Annotated in this window: 18 protein-coding genes; 15 read left to right on the forward strand and 3 right to left on the reverse strand. The window is 41.6% G+C overall.

The features are described 5' to 3' along the window. The 9 genes from O3651_RS00640 to O3651_RS00680 all read left to right on the forward strand — a co-directional run bounded on the left by O3651_RS00640 (position 1) and on the right by O3651_RS00680 (position 8,017). Entirely contained in the window at positions 1–963 is a 963-nt protein-coding gene (locus tag O3651_RS00640; protein WP_371609209.1) for a zinc-binding dehydrogenase, read from the forward strand. Then, the gene (locus O3651_RS00645; RefSeq protein ID WP_371609210.1) at positions 960–1,688 is read left to right on the forward strand and encodes an ATP-binding cassette domain-containing protein; all 729 of its coding nucleotides are present in this window, start codon (positions 960–962) and stop codon (positions 1,686–1,688) included. The genes O3651_RS00640 and O3651_RS00645 overlap by 4 nt, the downstream gene beginning before the upstream one ends. Beyond that, positions 1,681–3,201 carry an ABC transporter permease/substrate-binding protein gene (locus O3651_RS00650; RefSeq protein ID WP_371609211.1) on the forward strand — a complete coding sequence of 507 codons (1,521 nt, stop codon included), beginning with the start codon at positions 1,681–1,683 and terminating at the stop codon, positions 3,199–3,201. Before O3651_RS00645 ends, O3651_RS00650 begins: the two co-directional genes overlap by 8 nt. Positions 3,202–3,336: 135 nt before the next feature. Next, positions 3,337–3,654 carry a TfoX/Sxy family protein gene (locus O3651_RS00655; RefSeq protein WP_371609212.1) on the forward strand — a complete coding sequence of 106 codons (318 nt, stop codon included), beginning with the start codon at positions 3,337–3,339 and terminating at the stop codon, positions 3,652–3,654. A 96-nt stretch (positions 3,655–3,750) separates the two neighbouring features. Next, positions 3,751–4,416, forward strand: a complete 666-nt coding sequence (locus O3651_RS00660) for a SatD family protein (protein WP_371609213.1) — start codon at positions 3,751–3,753, stop codon at positions 4,414–4,416. Continuing rightward, positions 4,413–5,150: a DUF3307 domain-containing protein gene (locus O3651_RS00665; RefSeq protein WP_371609214.1), complete on the forward strand. Its 738-nt coding sequence runs from the start codon at positions 4,413–4,415 to the stop codon at positions 5,148–5,150. The genes O3651_RS00660 and O3651_RS00665 overlap by 4 nt, the downstream gene beginning before the upstream one ends. A gap of 73 nt (positions 5,151–5,223) precedes the next feature. Then, positions 5,224–5,805, forward strand: a complete 582-nt coding sequence (locus O3651_RS00670; RefSeq protein ID WP_371609215.1) for a GrpB family protein — start codon at positions 5,224–5,226, stop codon at positions 5,803–5,805. Positions 5,806–6,016: 211 nt separating this feature from the next. After that, positions 6,017–6,868, forward strand: a complete 852-nt coding sequence (locus O3651_RS00675) for an alpha/beta hydrolase (protein ID WP_371609216.1) — start codon at positions 6,017–6,019, stop codon at positions 6,866–6,868. Positions 6,869–7,036: 168 nt separating this feature from the next. Further along, the gene (locus O3651_RS00680; RefSeq protein ID WP_371609217.1) at positions 7,037–8,017 is read left to right on the forward strand and encodes a DUF1002 domain-containing protein; all 981 of its coding nucleotides are present in this window, start codon (positions 7,037–7,039) and stop codon (positions 8,015–8,017) included. Positions 8,018–8,077: 60 nt separating this feature from the next. Here the strand turns inward: O3651_RS00680 and guaA are convergent, their stop codons facing one another. Then, on the reverse strand, positions 8,078–9,637 hold the full coding sequence (guaA, locus tag O3651_RS00685; protein ID WP_371609218.1) for a glutamine-hydrolyzing GMP synthase: 1,560 nt from the start codon (positions 9,635–9,637) through the stop codon (positions 8,078–8,080). 242 nt (positions 9,638–9,879) lie between these two features. On the opposite strand from guaA, the gene O3651_RS00690 reads away from it, so the two are divergent. The 6 genes from O3651_RS00690 to xerS all read left to right on the forward strand — a co-directional run bounded on the left by O3651_RS00690 (position 9,880) and on the right by xerS (position 15,255). Beyond that, positions 9,880–10,578, forward strand: coding sequence for a GntR family transcriptional regulator (locus O3651_RS00690; protein WP_045497347.1), 699 nt, complete (start codon positions 9,880–9,882; stop codon positions 10,576–10,578). Between the two features lie 119 nt (positions 10,579–10,697). Then, a complete protein-coding gene (locus O3651_RS00695) occupies positions 10,698–11,030 on the forward strand; it encodes a putative DNA-binding protein (protein ID WP_005590307.1) in 333 nt (110 codons plus the stop codon). Between the two features lie 55 nt (positions 11,031–11,085). Beyond that, positions 11,086–12,654: a signal recognition particle protein gene (gene ffh, locus O3651_RS00700; RefSeq protein ID WP_371609219.1), complete on the forward strand. Its 1,569-nt coding sequence runs from the start codon at positions 11,086–11,088 to the stop codon at positions 12,652–12,654. Positions 12,655–12,715: 61 nt separating this feature from the next. Beyond that, positions 12,716–13,504: an alpha/beta hydrolase gene (locus O3651_RS00705; protein ID WP_371609220.1), complete on the forward strand. Its 789-nt coding sequence runs from the start codon at positions 12,716–12,718 to the stop codon at positions 13,502–13,504. A 53-nt stretch (positions 13,505–13,557) separates the two neighbouring features. Further along, positions 13,558–14,004, forward strand: coding sequence for a MepB family protein (locus O3651_RS00710; RefSeq protein ID WP_371609221.1), 447 nt, complete (start codon positions 13,558–13,560; stop codon positions 14,002–14,004). Positions 14,005–14,184: 180 nt separating this feature from the next. Further along, complete coding sequence (xerS, locus tag O3651_RS00715; RefSeq protein WP_371609222.1) at positions 14,185–15,255, forward strand: tyrosine recombinase XerS; 1,071 nt, start codon at positions 14,185–14,187, stop codon at positions 15,253–15,255. Positions 15,256–15,332: 77 nt separating this feature from the next. Here xerS and O3651_RS00720 read toward each other — a convergent pair whose 3' ends face one another. Next, positions 15,333–15,965: an ABC transporter ATP-binding protein gene (locus tag O3651_RS00720; RefSeq protein ID WP_371609223.1), complete on the reverse strand. Its 633-nt coding sequence runs from the start codon at positions 15,963–15,965 to the stop codon at positions 15,333–15,335. Between the two features lies 1 nt (position 15,966). Beyond that, positions 15,967–17,976: a DUF1430 domain-containing protein gene (locus tag O3651_RS00725; RefSeq protein WP_371609224.1), complete on the reverse strand. Its 2,010-nt coding sequence runs from the start codon at positions 17,974–17,976 to the stop codon at positions 15,967–15,969. Position 17,977: the final 1 nt, after the last annotated feature.

Genomic DNA, 17,977 nt, shown 5'->3' on the forward strand with positions numbered 1-17,977 from the left:
ATGAAAGCTGTGCTTGTCAAGGAAGCTGGAGGACCAGAAGTTCTGCAGGTTGTGGAAGTTCCAAAACCGACTGTTAAAGAAGGTTGGACATTGGTCAAGGTACAAGGATTTGGAATCAACCATAGTGAGATTTTTACTCGTCAAGGACTATCGCCGTCCGTTCAATTTCCACGGATTTTAGGAATTGAATGTGTGGGACTTGTAGAGGAGACCAATCGTCCCGATTTGCAGGTCGGGCAGCAGGTCATCTCCATCATGGGAGAAATGGGCCGTGCTTTTGATGGTGGTTATGCTGAGTATGTTTTGCTACCAGATGAACAGGTTTATCCTGTGAGGACAGAGCTTGCTTTGGAAAGTTTAATCGCACTGCCTGAAACCTACTACACAGCATTTGGCTCTTATATCAATCTCAAGATTAAGGAGGGAAACCGAGTTTTGGTTCGGGCAGCGACTAGTGGTGTTGGGATTGCTTTTGCAAAACTTCTCAAAGGGCAATTTCCAAATGTTTATCTAGCGGGAAGTTGCCGTAGTCTAGCTAAGGAAGAACAACTAAAGGAAGTAGGATTTGACCAGGTGATTTTGGACAAGGATGGCGTCTTGCAAACGGAAGAGCGGTTTGACAAGGTCTTGGATCTTGTTGGTCCGAGTGCCATTCTCAATACATTTGCTCGAACGGCAGATGGTGGTATGATCTGTTCTTGTGGCTTGCTGGGCGGTCAGTGGACTATTCCAGACTTTGATCCCATTGAGATGCTTTACCGTAATCTCTACTTGACTACCTTTGCTTCTGGCAATGTTTCTCAAAACAAGCTACAAGATTTGGTGGACTTTGTGGAGCGTTATCAGGTGGATGTACGACCTGAGAAAGTATTTTCTATTGAGCAAATCCAGGATGCTCATGCTTATCTGGAAAGTAGCCAGTCTTTTGGCAAGGTTATCGTAAAAAATGAGGAAAAACAATGATTGAATACAAGAATGTAGCGCTACGCTATACAGAAAAGGATGTCTTGAGAGATGTCAACTTACGGATTGAGGATGGAGAGTTCATGGTTTTAGTTGGGCCTTCTGGGTCCGGTAAGACGACCATGATTAAGATGATTAACCGTCTTTTGGAACCGACTGATGGAAATATTTATATGGATGGCAAGCGCATCAAAGACTATGATGAGCGTGAACTTCGTCTTTCTACTGGTTATGTATTACAGGCGATTGCCCTCTTTCCCAATCTAACAGTGGTAGAAAATATCGCCCTGATTCCTGAGATGAAGGGATGGACTAAGGAAGAGATTGCTCAGAAAACAGAAGAGCTTTTGGCTAAGGTTGGTTTACCAGTAGCTGAGTATGGACATCGACTTCCTAGTGAATTATCTGGTGGAGAACAGCAGCGGGTGGGCATTGTCCGTGCTATGATTGGTCAGCCTAAGATTCTCCTCATGGATGAACCTTTTTCAGCCTTGGATGCTATTTCGAGAAAACAGCTACAGGTTCTGACGAAAGAATTGCATAAAGAGTTTGGAATGACAACAATCTTTGTGACCCATGACACGGATGAGGCTTTAAAGTTGGGAAATCGGATTGCTGTTCTGCAGGACGGGGAGATTCGTCAAGTGGCGACACCTGAGGAAATCTTATCTGCACCTGCAACCAGCTTCGTAGCAGATTTGTTTGGAGGTGTGCAACATGGCTAATTTGATTTCTACCTTTCAGGAGCGCTTTGGCGAATGGTTGGCAGCCTTAGGACAACACCTCCAGCTGTCTCTTCTGACCTTACTAGTGGCTATCTTCCTGACCATTCCGCTTGCTATCTATCTACATAGTCATAGAAAAGTAGCCAATTGGGTGCTGCAAATTGCGGGAATCTTTCAAACCATTCCTTCAATGGCCTTGCTGGGACTCTTTATCCCCCTCATGGGGATTGGTACACTGCCGGCACTGACTGCTCTGGTGATTTACGCTATTTTCCCGATTTTAGAAAATACTGTCACGGCTTTGAATGGGATTGATCCTAGTTTAGAAGAAGCTGGAATCGCCTTTGGGATGACCAAGTGGGAACGACTCAAAAAGTTTGAACTGCCTCTAGCTATGCCCGTCATCGTTTCTGGAATTCGGACAGCAACGGTTATGATTATCGGAACAGCAACTCTAGCAGCCCTCGTCGGAGCTGGTGGACTAGGTTCTTTTATCCTTCTAGGAATTGATCGTCGCAATGCCAGTCTGATCTTGATTGGAGCAATTTCATCCGCAGTTTTGGCAATTCTTTTCAACAGTCTCCTTAAATGGATGGAAAAGGCCAAGCTTCGGACGGTTTTTGCAGCTTTTGCGATCTTAATCCTCGGACTAGGCGCTTCTTACACGCCAAGTTTGCTACCGAAACACAGCAAGGATAATCTGGTTATTGCTGGGAAATTGGGGCCAGAGCCAGAAATTCTCATGAATATGTATAAACTCCTCATCGAGGAAAATACGGATATGACTGTGACAGTCAAACCCAATTTCGGGAAGACCGACTTCCTTTATCAAGCTCTGAAAAAAGGCGATATTGATATCTATCCTGAGTTTACAGGTACGATTACTGGAACTCTCTTGCAGCCTGCTCCAAAGGTCAGCAATGATGCTGAAGAAGTCTTTAAAGCAGCGCGTGATGGAATCAAAAAACAGGACAATCTAGCCTTGCTCAATCACATGGCCTATCAGAATACCTATGCAATTGCAGTTCCAAAGACTATCGCCAAAGAATATAATCTTAAAACGATTTCTGACCTTAAGGCAGTCCAAGAAAAGCTAAAAGCGGGCTTTACCCTAGAATTTAACGACCGTAAAGATGGAAACAAGGGTTTGCAATCTCTATATGGCCTTAATCTTAATGTAGCGACCATGGAGCCAGCTCTTCGCTACCAAGCTATCCAGTCGGGTGATATTCAAATCACGGATGCCTATTCGACTGACGCAGAACTTGCGCGTTATGATTTACAAGTTTTAGAAGACGATAAGCACCTTTTCCCTCCTTATCAAGGGGCACCTCTCATGAAGGCTGAATTGCTAGAAAAACATCCAGAATTGGAAGGTATTCTCAATAAACTGGCTGGCAAAATTACGGAAAGCCAGATGAGTCAGATGAATTATCAAGTTGGCATTGAAGGTAAAAAAGCGGAAGCTGTCGCGCGTGACTTTCTGGTCAAGGAAGGACTTTTAAAAAAATAAGAAATAAAAGTTAGACTCCTAAGGTCTAGCTTTTTTGCTTATTGTAGAATAGATAGACTGCAGATTGAAGAAGGATCATCAGCAATCTTCATCCATTTCTGTTATAATAAAGTATCAATGCATGGAGGTGGTTCGATGGCATCTAGTCAAGAATATTTGGATTTTATCCTGAAGCAGCTGCAAGGCTTAGGCCAAGAAATTAGCTTTCGAAAGATGATGGGAGAATATTTGCTCTATTATCGGGGGCGCTTATTCGGCGGGATTTATGACAATCGCTTGCTGCTCAAGCCGATCCAGCCAGCTATGGATTTTTTTGAAAATCCGCTTTATGAGTCCCCTTATCCAGGTGCAAAGCCAATGCTTCATATAAAAGAAGTAGAAGATGCTGCCTTTCTCTGTAGTCTGATTGAGGCTGTCTACCCTGCCTTACCAGGATCTAAAAAGAAGAAATAGTCTTTCCTTTACAATGGATATTCCAAAAAGTTGCCGTTTAAATGGACATTTTTTAAATTTTCCTTTATAATGGACTTAAAGGAGGTTTGGTCAGATATGCTTTATATTGCTCTTATTGGAGATTTGATTGAGTCCAAACAGCTAAAAAACCGTAAGCAGGCGCAGAAGGATCTGCAGGACATGATGGCGGTGCTAAATCAGGATTATCAGGATTATCTGGTGTCGCCTTTTACCATTACGACTGGAGATGAGTTTCAGGCTTTGTTGCGCCCTAATACTGAAGTCATGCGGCTCATTGATCAGATTGCCTTAGGATTTCCTCACCCGATTCGCTTTGGCCTTGGTCTGGGTGAGATTGTGACCGAGATCAATCGCGAGCAAAGTATTGGTTCTGACGGTCCAGCCTACTGGAGGGCACGCGCAGCTATTAACGCAGTCCATGAGAAAAATGATTATGGTAGCAGTCGCTTGGCGGTATCCTTAGGCGATGACGAGCTCAGTCAGGCAGTTAATACAGTGCTGGCGGCTGCGTCCTTTATCCAGAGCAAGTGGAATGCTAGCCAGAGAGAGGTACTCGAGCGGATGCTCATGGAATATATCTATGATGAAAATTTTTCTCACGGGGAAATGGCAGAGCTGCTGCAGATTAGTCCCAGTGCGCTTAGTAAGCGGCTGAAGTCGTCTGGACTGAAGGTCTATCTGAGAAATCGCCGTTTAGCTATGAAAATGATTTTACAGGCCGCAAAGGAGGCTGAACAATGACAAATTTTATGGGATTTTCAGAATTTTTCATGCAGAATCCGATTCTTGTATTGACTTTGCTAGCTCATGTGCTAGCTGATTTTCAGCTTCAAAGTCAGAAAATGGCCGACCTCAAAAGCCGGCGGATGAATTTCTTAATTCGCCATTTGGGGATTGTTTTGCTACCCTTGTTGTTCTTGGGGCTCATCTTACCTAAGTATCTGCTATTTTTCGCCTTGGTCTGGGTCAGCCATGCGCTTATTGACCTCTTGAAGTATAAGCTGAATTCTTTGATTGTCCGTCGCCAAGCTCAAAAGTCAGCCTTTTTACTGGATCAGCTCTTGCATTTGATAAGCGTTTTTGCTCTTTATTTTCTCTTAGGACAGCAGCAAATTCCAGCTCCTAATTGGCTGTCTGAGCGCTACCTCATGCTGCAGGCTCTCTTTTTCTTCGCCCTTACTGGCAAGCCAGTCAATATCCTCTTTAAACTCTTCTTCAGCAAGTATCAGGCAGGAGAAAACAGTGGGGAGACTATTGCGGGGGCTGGAGCCATGATTGGGATTTTGGAGCGCTTGATTATGGGACTTTCCCTTATTTTCGGGCAATTCACAGCGATTGGTCTGGTCTTCACGGCTAAGTCTATCGCTCGCTATAATAAAATTTCTGAAAGCCAGTCTTTTGCAGAATACTATCTGATTGGTTCACTCTTTAGCATGATCAGTGTTTTACTGACTTATGGCTTGCTTTATTGGTAATAAAAAGAAGACTGGGATAAGATACTCAGTCTTTACTTTGATGCTTATTTTCTATAAAGAAAGGAGAAGGCACATGGCCAAAAACCTAGAAGATATGTCTTTAGAAGAATTATGGCAGCTATTCCCGATTTTCTTAGAGGCGCACAATAAGGACTTGTCAACTTGGTATGTGGAGGAAAGCAGAAGAATACAAAGTTTTTTGCCAGCAAATCAGTTGTATAAAATGCATCATATTGGTTCCACATCTATTGAGGGGATATGGGCTAAGCCGATTATTGATATTCTCTTAGAAATTCCTCGAACTGAAGATATGGATAGCATCAAGAGAGAATTGCTGGAGCATGGCTACCTGCTTATGTCAGAGTCAGAAGGCCGCATGTCTTTTAACAAGGGCTATACACTGCAAGGTTTTGCTGAACGAGTTTTTCACTTGCATTTGCGGTACTATGGAGACCATGATGAACTCTATTTCCGAGACTATCTGAAAGATCATCCAGATGTCGCTAAGGACTACGAGAAGTTAAAATTAACCTTATGGAAAAAGTACGAGCACAATCGTGATGCCTATACAGAAGCTAAAACTGATTTCATCAGGCAGTACACGCAAAAAGCCAAAAAGCTTTATAAGATAAGGTATGACGACAAGCTGACCTAACCAGGAACTCCCGCAAACCTACTTTATTTCGTTTTAATTAAAATAAATAGTTCAAACAGTTTCCTCAATTCGTTATAATACGTATTCATTCAATAAAATTCGTTTTAAATAGGTTGATATGAATTAAATTGAATCATTTTTCTTTATTTGTCTACAAATACCAGAAATGTTATGGTTATAATACTAGTCTATACAAGATAGGAGGTAGAAAATGAGAAAACGGTCTATCATCGCACTCTCAACTTTTCTGTTTATTGTTCTTATCACTTTATTTCTAGGGTCCAAGCTACAAACAAGAGAGGTAAATAGTAGTGACTATATTCAATCAAGGACTCCGACATTATTTTTCCATGGTTATGGCTCAAGTACTAATGCTGAAAAGCATATGGTAGAGGCAGCTAGGCAAGCTGGAGTTACTCAAACCATCATCACAGCTACAGTTGATAGTCATGCTCAAGTAACCTTTAAAGGAGATATACCAAAAGATGCTATCAATCCAATTGTCATGGTTGAGTTCAAAGACAATCGAAATCCCGATTATGCTCAGGACGGAGAATATGCAGCAGCAGTTGTCAGAGAGTTGCAAGCAAGATATGGATTTAAAAAGATGAATTTTGTCGCACATTCTATGGGAAATATGTCTATTTTATTTTACCTATTGGAGCATGCTCAAAATGAAGAACTTCCACAACTACAAAAGCAGGTAAATATTGCCAATCATGTCAATGGTTTGGAGGGCATGGATCTACCAGATAATTTGACCATTCTAGATTCCAAAACGGGGCAACCTAGTGCCATGAGTGATAGCTATCAAAAACTTCTGGGCTTGCGCGAAATTTATCCGCAAGATCAAGTGGATGTGCTTAATATCTATGGAGATTTTAAAAATCAATCGGATGGTTCCGTCTTAAACGTTTCTTCTCGCAGTCTCAAGTATCTTGTAATCGACAATGCCAAGTCCTATCAGGAAAAAAGAGTGACCGGCCCTCTGGCTCAGCATAGCCAGCTGCATGAAAATCCAGAAGTCGATAGATTATTGATTGATTTTCTTTGGGGCAAATGATTTTAAGAAAGCAAGCTATTCTTTGTCTATAAGAAAACTTTAAGCATTTTATACTATTTTGTTCTATGGAAAGTTTTCCTTTCCTAATTTAATGTGACAGCGCAATCCGCTGATTATAATCGAAGCTTCTCTAAAACCTTATTGTTTAGAGATAGATTGAGGAGTAAAATGAAATTTAAGAAAACATTACTAACGGCAGGAGCTTTTCTAGCTACGCTCTTTACCGTATCCACAGCAACGGCTGACACAAACGTCCAAAAAGTCATTGACGAAACCTATGTTCAGCCTGAGTATGTCTTGGGCTATTCCTTGGATGACAGTCAAAAAGAGCAAACGCTTCAGCTCTTAGGCTACAATGCATCGAGTGATTCTAAACCTCTGAAGACAATGACACCTGATGTCTATTCAAAGATTATGAATGTGGCAAATGATCCTAGTTTGCAGCTTTATTCTTCTGTTAAGATTAAGAAGTTGGGCAACAAGAAGCCGCTTCAAGTTAAGATTGTCACGCCGCAAAACATCACCAAGGTTACAGAGGATATGTATCGCAATGCGGCAGTCACCTTAGGCGTGCAGCATGCAGAAATTACAGTAGCAGCACCGATCCCTGTAACTGGAGAAAGCGCCCTAGCTGGTATTTATTACTCGCTGGAGGAAAATGGAGCGAGCGTTCCTCAGGAAAATAAAGACTTGGCTCAGGAAGAATTAGCCGCACTTTCAAATATCAACGCCGAGAACCAAGGCAAAGAAGGTTACGATGCTGATAAGCTGAATGTGGCTCTGACAGATATAAAAACAGCTGTTGCCAATGCTAAAAAGAATAACAGCAACTTGACAGAAGCTGATGTCCGTAAAATCGTTGAAGAAACACTGAAAAACTACGGTCTCAACAGTTCGGTCACAGCCGACCAAATTAATCTGATTATTAACTTTGCAGTCAATCTTTCAAACAGTGGAGTCATCACAAATTCTGATTTCACAAAGACACTCACCGACTTAAAAAACAGTATTGTTTCAAAGGCTGGTGACACATTCAATAATATCAACCTTAACTTTGATGCAAACGGACTTTTTGAAGATGGCGGTAATTTCTTTAGCAATATCTGGAATGCAATCGTCAATTTCTTTAAGGGCCTGCTAGGTCAATAAGACTGTCTTTAAAATATAACTAAAAAACCAGCTAGATTCTAGCTGGTTTTTGCATATTTCTTACTCCCACTCCACAGTTGCAGGTGGTTTACTGGTGATATCGTAGACGATACGATTAACGTGATCTACTTCGTTGACAATACGGACAGAGATTTTTTGCAGAACTTCCCAAGGGATCTTGGCAAAGTCAGCTGTCATACCATCGATAGAAGTGATAGCGCGAATGGCAATTGTGTAGTCGTAAGTCCGGCCATCGCCCATGACACCTACTGAACGAACGCCAGTGTTGACAGTGAAGTATTGCCAGATGTCGCGGTCAAGACCAGCTTTGGCGATTTCTTCGCGGAGAATAGCGTCTGACTCGCGGACGGTTTCCAATTTCTCCTCTGTGATTTCACCCATGACACGGATAGCAAGACCAGGACCTGGGAATGGCTGGCGCCAGACAATTTCATCAGGCATACCAAGCTCTGTACCCAAAGCGCGTACTTCATCCTTGTAAAGTGTATTTAGAGGTTCAATCAACTCAAACTGCATATCTTCTGGCAGACCGCCAACATTGTGGTGAGACTTGATAGTTTGAGCAGTGTCAGTACCAGATTCGATAACGTCAGTATAAAGTGTACCTTGAGCCAAGAATTTCACATCTTTCAGCTTGCTGGCTTCATCGTCAAAGACATAGACAAACTCGTTTCCGATGATTTTACGTTTTTGCTCTGGATCCGAAACGCTGGCAAGTTTGTCAAGGAAACGCTTCGCTGCGTCCGCTTTAACGATGTTGAGACCAAATTTGCCACCCAGCATCTCCATAACTTGATCAGCTTCGCCTTTGCGCAAAAGACCGTGATCTACAAAGATACAGATCAATTGATCGCCGATAGCTTTCTGCAAGAGGACACCTACGACAGAAGAGTCAACACCACCTGATAGGCCGAGTAGGACACGCTTGTCACCGACTGTTTCACGGATTTTTTGAATCTGCATATCGATGAAGTTATCCATAGACCAGTCGCCCTTAGCGCCACAGATATTGAGAGCAAAATTGCGCAGAATATCGTAACCGTACTCAGAATGACGAACCTCAGGGTGGAATTGCATTCCGTAGATTTTCTTGTCAGGATTTTCAATAGATGCAAAAGGACAGTCTGCAGATGTAGCAGTGCGGACAAAGTCTGCAGGGATCTCCGTCACCGCATCACCGTGGCTCATCAGGACAAGCTGATCTTCTGGTGTGCTTTCAAAGAGAGGAGAAGTAGTATGTGTTAGTTTTGATTGACCATATTCACGATTGCCGGCATCACCTGCTGGCACCACCTTCCCGCCCAATTTATGAGTCAAAAGCTGCATACCATAGCAAATCCCCAAAATTGGAATACCCAACTCAAAGATTTCTGGATCAATATCAAATGAACCTTCCTCGTAAACTGAGTTAGGTCCACCTGAAAGGATAATCCCGACAGGATGGATAGCACGAACTTCATCCGCTGTGATCTTGTGGCTCTTGAGTTCAGAAAATACACCAATTTCACGGATGCGGCGCGAAATCAGCTGGTTGTACTGGCTGCCGTAATCAAGCACGATGATTTTTTCAACATCTTGCAATTCAGTTGTAGTTGTCATCTTTTCCCTTTCTTAAAAGAAGTAATCTTTTTCCCATCATTTTATCACAAAAATCGAATTTTTCCAAGGTAATAGGACTAGCTGCAAGTAAAAATAACTGAAAAGTAAGGACCTTTGCTCTAAGAATTGATAATAAAATAGGATTTTCCTACATTGATTGATATTTAGTTTGACTTTTAAACTAATTGATAATACAATAAATGTAGGAAAAAGCTGCTTAAAATCAGAAAAGAGGGCTATTGATGTTACCTGCTTATGTGAAAATACATGATCAAATAAAAAAAGATATTGACGAGGGTATTTGGGAGATTGGCGAGCGTTTGCCAAGCGAACGTGATCTTGCTGAAACTTTCGAGGTCAGCAGAATGACCTTGCGTCAAGCTATTACGCTTCTGGTGGAGGAAGGGGTGCTAGAGCGTCGAGTCGGTAGCGGGACTTATGTCGCAAGCACACGCGTTCAGGAAAAAATGCGTGGAACGACTAGTTTTACAGAAATTATGAAGTCTCAAGGAAAAATACCGTCCAGCCAGCTGATTTCCTACCGTCGGACACTGCCAAGCGAGCGAGAAGTCGAAAAGCTCGGCATCCATAAGACAGAGAACATCATCCGCATGGAACGGGTTCGCTACGCTGATGATATCCCCGTGGTCTATGAAGTTGCCTCGATTCCAGAGAAATTTATAAAGAATTTCAAAAAAGAAGAAGTGACCAGCCATTTCTTCCAGACCTTACAAGAGCACGGCTATAAAATAGGCAAGTCCCAACAGACCATTTACGCCCGTTTGGCCAAAGAAAAAATCGCTAAATACCTAGGAATTCCCCGTGGTCATGCTATTTTAGGCCTAACACAAGTTTCTTATTTTGACGATGGAACAGCCTTTGAGTATGTAAAAAGCCAGTATGTCGGCGAACGCTTTGAATTCTATTTAGAAAACAAATAATTGCATAACTTAAATTATGTTATAAAAAAACTGTCGATCGGCAGTTTTTTTATAATTCTCTATTTTCAAACATACCGAAAGAGTGGAGTTTAAAGGGATTATTTGGTATAATATTCCTTATGGAAATTGAAAAAACAAATCGAATGAACGCTCTGTTTGAGTTTTATGCAGCTTTGCTGACCGACAAGCAAATGAACTATATTGAGCTCTACTATGCGGATGACTACAGCCTTGCTGAGATTGCCGAGGAGTTTAACGTGAGCCGTCAAGCTGTCTATGACAATATCAAGCGGACAGAGAAAATTCTTGAAGACTACGAAATGAAACTGCACATGTACTCTGACTATATCGTCAGAAGTCAGATTTTCGATCAGATTATGGAGAAATACCCTGACGATCCCTATTTGCAGGAGCAGCTTGCGGTTTTGTCCAGCATTGATAACCGAGAATAAAACGGATAGAAACCTGTCCATTTCCATCATTTGATAATTAAGAGGAGAAATATTTATGGCTTTTGAAAATTTAACTGAACGCTTACAGAACGTCTTTAAAAACCTACGCAGAAAGGGGAAAATTTCTGAGAGTGATATCCAGGAAGCGACCAAGGAGATTCGTCTTGCTCTCTTGGAGGCTGACGTTGCCCTGCCTGTTGTTAAAGACTTTATAAAAAAGATTCGTGAGCGAGCTATCGGACACGAAGTTATTGACACGCTTAATCCAGCTCAACAGATCATCAAAATCGTAGACGAAGAGCTAACAGCCATTCTGGGTTCTGATACTGCCGAGATTATCAAGTCACCAAAGATTCCGACTGTTATCATGATGGTCGGTTTGCAAGGGGCTGGTAAAACAACCTTTGCGGGTAAATTGGCCAATAAACTCAAGAAAGAAGAAAATGCTCGTCCTTTGATGATTGCGGCGGATATCTACCGTCCAGCAGCTATTGATCAGCTGAAGACACTGGGGCAACAGATTGATGTGCCAGTCTTTGCCTTGGGTACTGAGTTCCCAGCAGTAGAGATTGTACGTCAAGGTTTGGAGCAAGCCAAGGCTAATCACAACGACTATGTCCTGATTGATACGGCTGGTCGTCTACAAATTGATGAAAAACTCATGCAGGAGCTAGCTGATGTCAAAGCTTTAGCACAGCCAAATGAAATTCTGCTGGTTGTCGATGCCATGATTGGTCAGGAAGCAGCAAATGTAGCTCGTGAATTTAACAATCAACTCGAAGTGACCGGGGTTATCCTGACCAAAATTGATGGGGATACTCGTGGTGGTGCGGCACTGTCCGTCCGTCATATTACCGGCAAACCAATCAAGTTTACTGGTACCGGTGAAAAGATCACCGATATCGAGACCTTCCACCCAGACCGTATGTCTGGTCGTATCCTCGGTATGGGGGATATGCTGACCCTGATTGAAAAGGCCGCTCAAGAGTACGATGAGAAAAAGTCTCTTGAAATGGCTGAAAAAATGCGGGAAAATACCTTTGATTTCAATGATTTCATCGACCAACTGGACCAAGTTCAGAATATGGGGCCTATGGAAGAATTGCTCAAGATGCTGCCAGGTATGGCCAATAATCCTGCTCTCAAAAATATCAAAGTAGATGAAAAAGAAATTGCCCGTAAACGTGCCATCGTATCCTCTATGACACCAGCCGAGCGGGAAAATCCAGACCTGCTTAACCCAAGCCGTCGCCGTCGGATTGCGGCTGGGTCTGGTAACAGCTTTGTCGAAGTCAATAAGTTTATCAAGGACTTTAACCAAGCCAAACAGATGATGCAGGGCGTCCTATCTGGAGATATGAACAAAATGATGAAACAGATGGGGCTCAATCCTAACAATCTGCCTAAAAATATGCCAGGCGGCATGCCAGATACGTCAGCTTTAGAAGGTATGATGGGCCAAGGAGGTATGCCAGATTTATCTGCCCTAGGCGGAGCAGGCACGCCAGATATGAGCCAACTTTTTGGCGGTGGCCTCAAAGGGAAAGCGGGAGAATTTCTCATGCGCCGCAGCATGAATAAAATGGCCAAGCAAATGAAGAAAAACAAGAAAAAACGGAAGTAATCGCAAATAAGTTACATAATTTATTTTATGTAGCTTATTTTGTACACTTAGGAAAAAAGAAATGAAAAAGTTTATTAGGTACCTGATTCAGCTTTACATCAAAATACAAAACAAACTCCCTTCCCATCCCATCAGTCATATGCCCTTGAGTAAAGTTGATATAGAACCAATCATCATGATTCCCGGCAGTTCAGCGACAGAGAATCGTTTTAACAAAATGGTTAGAAAGCTCAACCACGGCCAGCATCCTCACCATAGTCTGATTCGTATAAAAGTATGGAATGACGGTCACATGACTTATCGTGGGCATTTGAAGCGAAAGGACAGAAACCCCATTTTTGTGATTGGTTTTCAGAATAATCGCGATGGTTACAAAAATATCAAGAAGCAGGCTGCTATGTTTAACGCTGCCATAACTGTTTTGCGAGAGAAATACCCTTTTACCAGTTTTAAAGGCTTGGGGCATTCTAATGGCGGACTGGTTTATACAGTATTCCTGCAGCAATACCTGGCAAACCATTCTGGATTGGAGATGGAAAAGCTCCTGACTATTGGCAGCCCTTATAATCTAAACAAGAAAAACCTTAATCATCGAGTCCCAATGCTAGATGAATTTGTAGCCAACCAACGAAAACTGCCTAAGAAGCTGCAGCATTTATCAATTTTAGGAATCTTTTTCCGAGACGGTGACGGAATTGTCCATAGAAGCAGTGTAGAGGCTGGGAGTTTGATTTACAAAGGAAAGATTGCTTCGTATAGAGAGGTCGTCATCACAGGCAAGGCTGCCCATCATTCATCTCTACCACAAAATGAACAAGTAATTAATTTGATTAAAGGTTTTTTATTCTAGTAATTATTTTACATAATTTAATTTTGGTAAGAAATTAGAAAGGCGATAAAAGAATGAAAATGACAGACATTCTTCATAGGTATTATGGTGACTTTGATCTGATAAATGAAAAATGGAATGAAGACTATGAAAGTATTTTGATTAAGCCAAAGGATAATGATCAAGAATATAAAAGATGCCGTTTGGCAAAGAAAACACCTAAAAAAGAAGGCTACTTTACAGTCTTTTGGAAAAAAGACCAAGACAACAAGAATATTCCTTATACTGATAAAGACTTGGGTGATGAACTGGTTATTGTCGTCATCGACAACCGTCATTGCGGTATATTTATCATTCCCAAAGAGGTGGCTACCAGTAAAAAAATTCTTTCTACAAAGGATTGTAAAGGAAAGATGGCTATGCGGTTTTATCCGTCCTGGTGCACACATTTAAATAAAACAGCTCAGGCAACACAAAAATGGCAACTGGATTATTTTCAAAAAATTAAATTAGAAGAATAAGTTTTAGTGAAACAAGACAGAGTTGAGTTTCTCAATTCTGTCTTGTTTTTATTATCTGTTTTGTAGTAAAGTCAGATTGCTTACCTCCCTCCATCATCTTTCCGAAAAACTATAATTTTCTTGAAAAATATATCTAGATATGCTATACTTCTTTTATAGAAAAATCATGAGGAAGATGGAATGAAACGCGAGATTTTATTGGAACGAATTGATAAGCTGAAGCAAATCATGCCCTGGTACGTTCTAGAATACTACCAATCCAAGCTGGCGGTACCCTATAGCTTTACGACCTTGTATGAATATCTTAAAGAATACGATCGATTTTTTCGCTGGGTTTTAGACTCTGGTATATCTGACGCTTCAGAGATTGCTGAGATTCCTCTCTCGGTTTTGGAAAATATGAGCAAGAAAGACATGGAGGCCTTCATTCTTTATTTGCGGGAGCGGCCGCTCCTCAATGCTAATACGACCCAAAATGGTGTTTCCCAGACAACCATCAACCGGACTCTTTCAGCTTTATCCAGTCTCTACAAATATTTGACTGAGGAAGTAGAAAATGAGCAGGGTGAGCCCTACTTCTATCGAAATGTGATGAAAAAGGTGGCTACCAAAAAGAAAAAGGAAACTCTGGCTGCTCGTGCGGAGAACATCAAACAGAAGCTCTTTTTAGGGGATGAAACCGAGGAATTTCTCCAGTATATCGATACGGAGTACCCTAAGAAGCTCTCTAATCGCGCTCTATCTTCTTTTAACAAGAACAAAGAACGAGATTTAGCCATCATTGCCTTGCTGCTAGCCTCTGGTGTTCGTCTGTCTGAAGCTGTCAATCTGGATCTGAAAGATATCAATCTAAAAATGATGGTCATTGAAGTGACAAGAAAAGGTGGAAAAAGGGACTCTGTCAATGTTGCTGCTTTTGCTAAGCCCTATTTAGAGGCATATCTGAGCATTCGTAGCAAACGATACAAGGCCGAAAAGACAGATACAGCCTTCTTTTTGACTGAATACCGCGGCATTCCGAATCGAATCGATGCTTCCAGTGTCGAGAAAATGGTAGCCAAGTATTCTGAGGACTTCAAGGTGCGGGTGACACCTCACAAACTCCGCCATACGCTTGCTACACGTTTGTATGATGCAACCAAATCTCAAGTTCTCGTCAGCCATCAGCTAGGGCATGCTAGTACCCAAGTCACTGACCTTTACACCCACATTGTCAATGATGAGCAAAAGAATGCTCTGGATAAACTTTAGTTTACAGAACTAAAATTATGACACATGCAACAGTAAATGCTCTATGAACAAAAAATCATAGAGCATTTTTACTTGACTTAAATAATATTTAACCGAATCACTTCATCGGCTTTTTCCCAAATCGCTGGGTTATGCGTTGCAATAATCATCAAGCGGTCTGTCTTTTTCAATGATAAAAGCAAGTTCATAATTTCTTGTGAAGTTTCTGGATCGAGTGCTGCAGTCAATTCATCTGCTAAAATCAAAGGAGGATCCTTGAGGATGACTTTAGCCAAGGCGACACGTTGCGCTTCTCCGCCTGATAATTCATAGATTTTTTGATCGAGTGTGAGATAATTCAATCCCACCCTTTCTAAGACTTCTTCTTCTCGCTGCTTCTTCTCTTGTTTAGTCAATTTTTGACCAATCAATCCAAGTTCTAAATTGGCAGCTACGGTCTCGTTTTCAAGAAGACCAAAGTTTTGAAAGAGATAGCCTAATTCATCCTTAAAAAAGTGATGAGATTTGATTTGCTTAAGCTCTTGCCCTCGGTAGCTGATGATTCCCTTATCATAAGGTTCTAGTTTGGCTAGAATATTGAGTAAGGTTGTTTTGCCACAACCGCTATTTCCGATTAGAGCATAGACCTTTCCTGCTGCAAATTGCAGATTGATATCCTGAAAGACAGTCCGTTCTCCAAATGATTTTGCCAGGTGTTCTATTTTAATCATATTAGGCTCCTTTCAGAATAATGGGTAAGAAATGCTCCTCTTTATGCGAGCGATAAAGGAGAATCAGCCAAGCATTGGTCGCAAGTAATAAAAGCGTGACGAGAGCGATCCACCATTCCTGTGTGAGAAAGAAAATCAGGACACTACCTAATAACAGCATGACAATCTCCAATACGAGCATGCTTTGGTGAATTTTCAAAAAGTCCATACCCGCAATCTTCTTCAGAAAGATCGGTCTTCTAAACTCTTCAAAATAGAGAAAATTCATAGTGTTAAAGAGTAGAATGGAGGTCGCCATTCCGAAGACACCCCCAGCAATGGCCATGAGGTTCTCTAATTGAATGGATTGCATCATCTGCTGATAGACAGCCGCTGCATAGTCGTATTGACTCACGTTTTTTTCAAGCCCATGCTCAGCTATTAGCTTCTTACTTTTATCAAGTCCATCAAAATACAGATAAGAATTGAGCTGAGAGAAATAAGGATTGTTGTAGCCACCAAGGCTTCTAGGCCGAACAACAACCAAAATCGGATCGGTCAAGAATTGCTGATAGTTCATAGGTGTATTGTTGTAAATAAAGCGTTTTTGGTTGTTAGGAAGATAGGTCACCCGTGCTTTCATGGGCAACTGACTCTTTCCTTGTTCATCTCTAGGAGTCAGATAATCTTCATACCGTTTTTTCAACTCCTCTTCTTGACCCTTCAACTTTTCAGGGAGCAAGAGTCCAAATTCTCCAGCTTGCAAGTGATTCAAGCGCTCTTTTTCCTCAGGGGAAACTGAGATTCTTTGGATATCAAGATAATTTGGAGTGACATACAGGGTATTGGCAAGAGGATCGTAATCTGTGATCGAAAGATCTCTCCCTGTTCTAGGATCATTCATGAAGCCTTTTGAATCAAAAGATGCGAGCTGATGATAGACCAAGAGACCACCTTTTTCGATGCCAGACTCGATGAGCTTAGACCATTTTGCTCTGTTCTCAATTTGCGTCTCTTTGTTTGTACTCTGTGAAAAATCCTCCCGATTTACACCAATTTGAACCCAATTCATCTCTTTAGACCAAGCTACTTTCCCCTCTTGGTAAGTCTGCCAGCTAGAACCATAGATACTGACCCGATGGATAGCAAGGCCAATGAGAGCAACAGCGAGAAATTGACAGGTAAAGAGAAAAACTAAAATCCTTTTTACTGGAATTTTCCCTTTTAAAAGGCTAACCAAGTGCACCGTCTGGATGCTAAATGCAAATATAAAGGACAGGAGAATAGATACGATGAGCAAGAGCGTATTATAAATGATACTACTTGAAATAATGAAGGAATAGGCAAAGGGGGTTAATTGTAAACAATAAATCAAAATGGATCCTAAGGCACTGGCTCCAATACATCCTAAAAGCAGCTCTCTGCTGTCTTCCATGAGAGAACGTCCAAAGAGTTGGTACCGTCTCATCCCTGCAATATAACGAATCCCTGCACTCCTCAATTCAAGTGTTTTTTGAATAATGGCCAATGCACTAAAGCTAAGAATAAAAATAACCAAGGCCAAGGATTGGGAACCGGAACCAAAAAATGCCATAAAATTCTGCAAGAGATTAGGCTTATTCATGAAAGTCTTTGAGAAACCAAGTTCGTGTAGTTTTTGATCCAACTTTTCGAGTGGTAACTTCCCTGAGAGTATATAGTAATTGGTAAGTAAGCTTTTCTTAGAAGCGACTTCTTTATCTGCTTTTTTGATGCCCTTTGGAAGCTCTCCCTCTCCGTAGATATCATAGGAGAACTTGACCTGACCTTGCGAATCCGTTTGTTGAATCTGGCGAGCAATTACACTATTGCTTTCCCTTGCTAACTGATCTAAGTTGGCCGAAAGCTCCTCATAGGTGACAGTCCTTTCTTGCTTAAGAACTCCTACCACAGGGAGACTTCGGTGGATGACCGTATTTGGTGAAATAAAGGCAACCCAAAGAAGAAAGCTGGTGACAAAAAGATTAGAAAAGATAATAAAGACTCGTTTCATA

It is taken from the genome of Streptococcus sp. 27098_8_73 (assembly GCF_041432495.1).
In the GTDB taxonomy this organism is placed as follows: Bacteria; Bacillota; Bacilli; order Lactobacillales; family Streptococcaceae; genus Streptococcus.

Bases quoted from the DNA above. Each gene is read 5' to 3' on its own strand.
- O3651_RS00640 (WP_371609209.1), top strand. From the start codon at position 1: ATGAAAGCTGTGCTTGTCAAGGAAGCTGGAGGACCAGAAGTTCTGCAG.
- O3651_RS00645 (WP_371609210.1), top strand. From the start codon at position 960: ATGATTGAATACAAGAATGTAGCGCTACGCTATACAGAAAAGGATGTC.
- O3651_RS00650 (WP_371609211.1), top strand. From the start codon at position 1,681: ATGGCTAATTTGATTTCTACCTTTCAGGAGCGCTTTGGCGAATGGTTG.
- O3651_RS00655 (WP_371609212.1), top strand. From the start codon at position 3,337: ATGGCATCTAGTCAAGAATATTTGGATTTTATCCTGAAGCAGCTGCAA.
- O3651_RS00660 (WP_371609213.1), top strand. From the start codon at position 3,751: ATGCTTTATATTGCTCTTATTGGAGATTTGATTGAGTCCAAACAGCTA.
- O3651_RS00665 (WP_371609214.1), top strand. From the start codon at position 4,413: ATGACAAATTTTATGGGATTTTCAGAATTTTTCATGCAGAATCCGATT.
- O3651_RS00670 (WP_371609215.1), top strand. From the start codon at position 5,224: ATGGCCAAAAACCTAGAAGATATGTCTTTAGAAGAATTATGGCAGCTA.
- O3651_RS00675 (WP_371609216.1), top strand. From the start codon at position 6,017: ATGAGAAAACGGTCTATCATCGCACTCTCAACTTTTCTGTTTATTGTT.
- O3651_RS00680 (WP_371609217.1), top strand. From the start codon at position 7,037: ATGAAATTTAAGAAAACATTACTAACGGCAGGAGCTTTTCTAGCTACG.
- guaA (WP_371609218.1), bottom strand. From the start codon at position 9,637: ATGACAACTACAACTGAATTGCAAGATGTTGAAAAAATCATCGTGCTT.
- O3651_RS00690 (WP_045497347.1), top strand. From the start codon at position 9,880: ATGTTACCTGCTTATGTGAAAATACATGATCAAATAAAAAAAGATATT.
- O3651_RS00695 (WP_005590307.1), top strand. From the start codon at position 10,698: ATGGAAATTGAAAAAACAAATCGAATGAACGCTCTGTTTGAGTTTTAT.
- ffh (WP_371609219.1), top strand. From the start codon at position 11,086: ATGGCTTTTGAAAATTTAACTGAACGCTTACAGAACGTCTTTAAAAAC.
- O3651_RS00705 (WP_371609220.1), top strand. From the start codon at position 12,716: ATGAAAAAGTTTATTAGGTACCTGATTCAGCTTTACATCAAAATACAA.
- O3651_RS00710 (WP_371609221.1), top strand. From the start codon at position 13,558: ATGAAAATGACAGACATTCTTCATAGGTATTATGGTGACTTTGATCTG.
- xerS (WP_371609222.1), top strand. From the start codon at position 14,185: ATGAAACGCGAGATTTTATTGGAACGAATTGATAAGCTGAAGCAAATC.
- O3651_RS00720 (WP_371609223.1), bottom strand. From the start codon at position 15,965: ATGATTAAAATAGAACACCTGGCAAAATCATTTGGAGAACGGACTGTC.
- O3651_RS00725 (WP_371609224.1), bottom strand. From the start codon at position 17,976: ATGAAACGAGTCTTTATTATCTTTTCTAATCTTTTTGTCACCAGCTTT.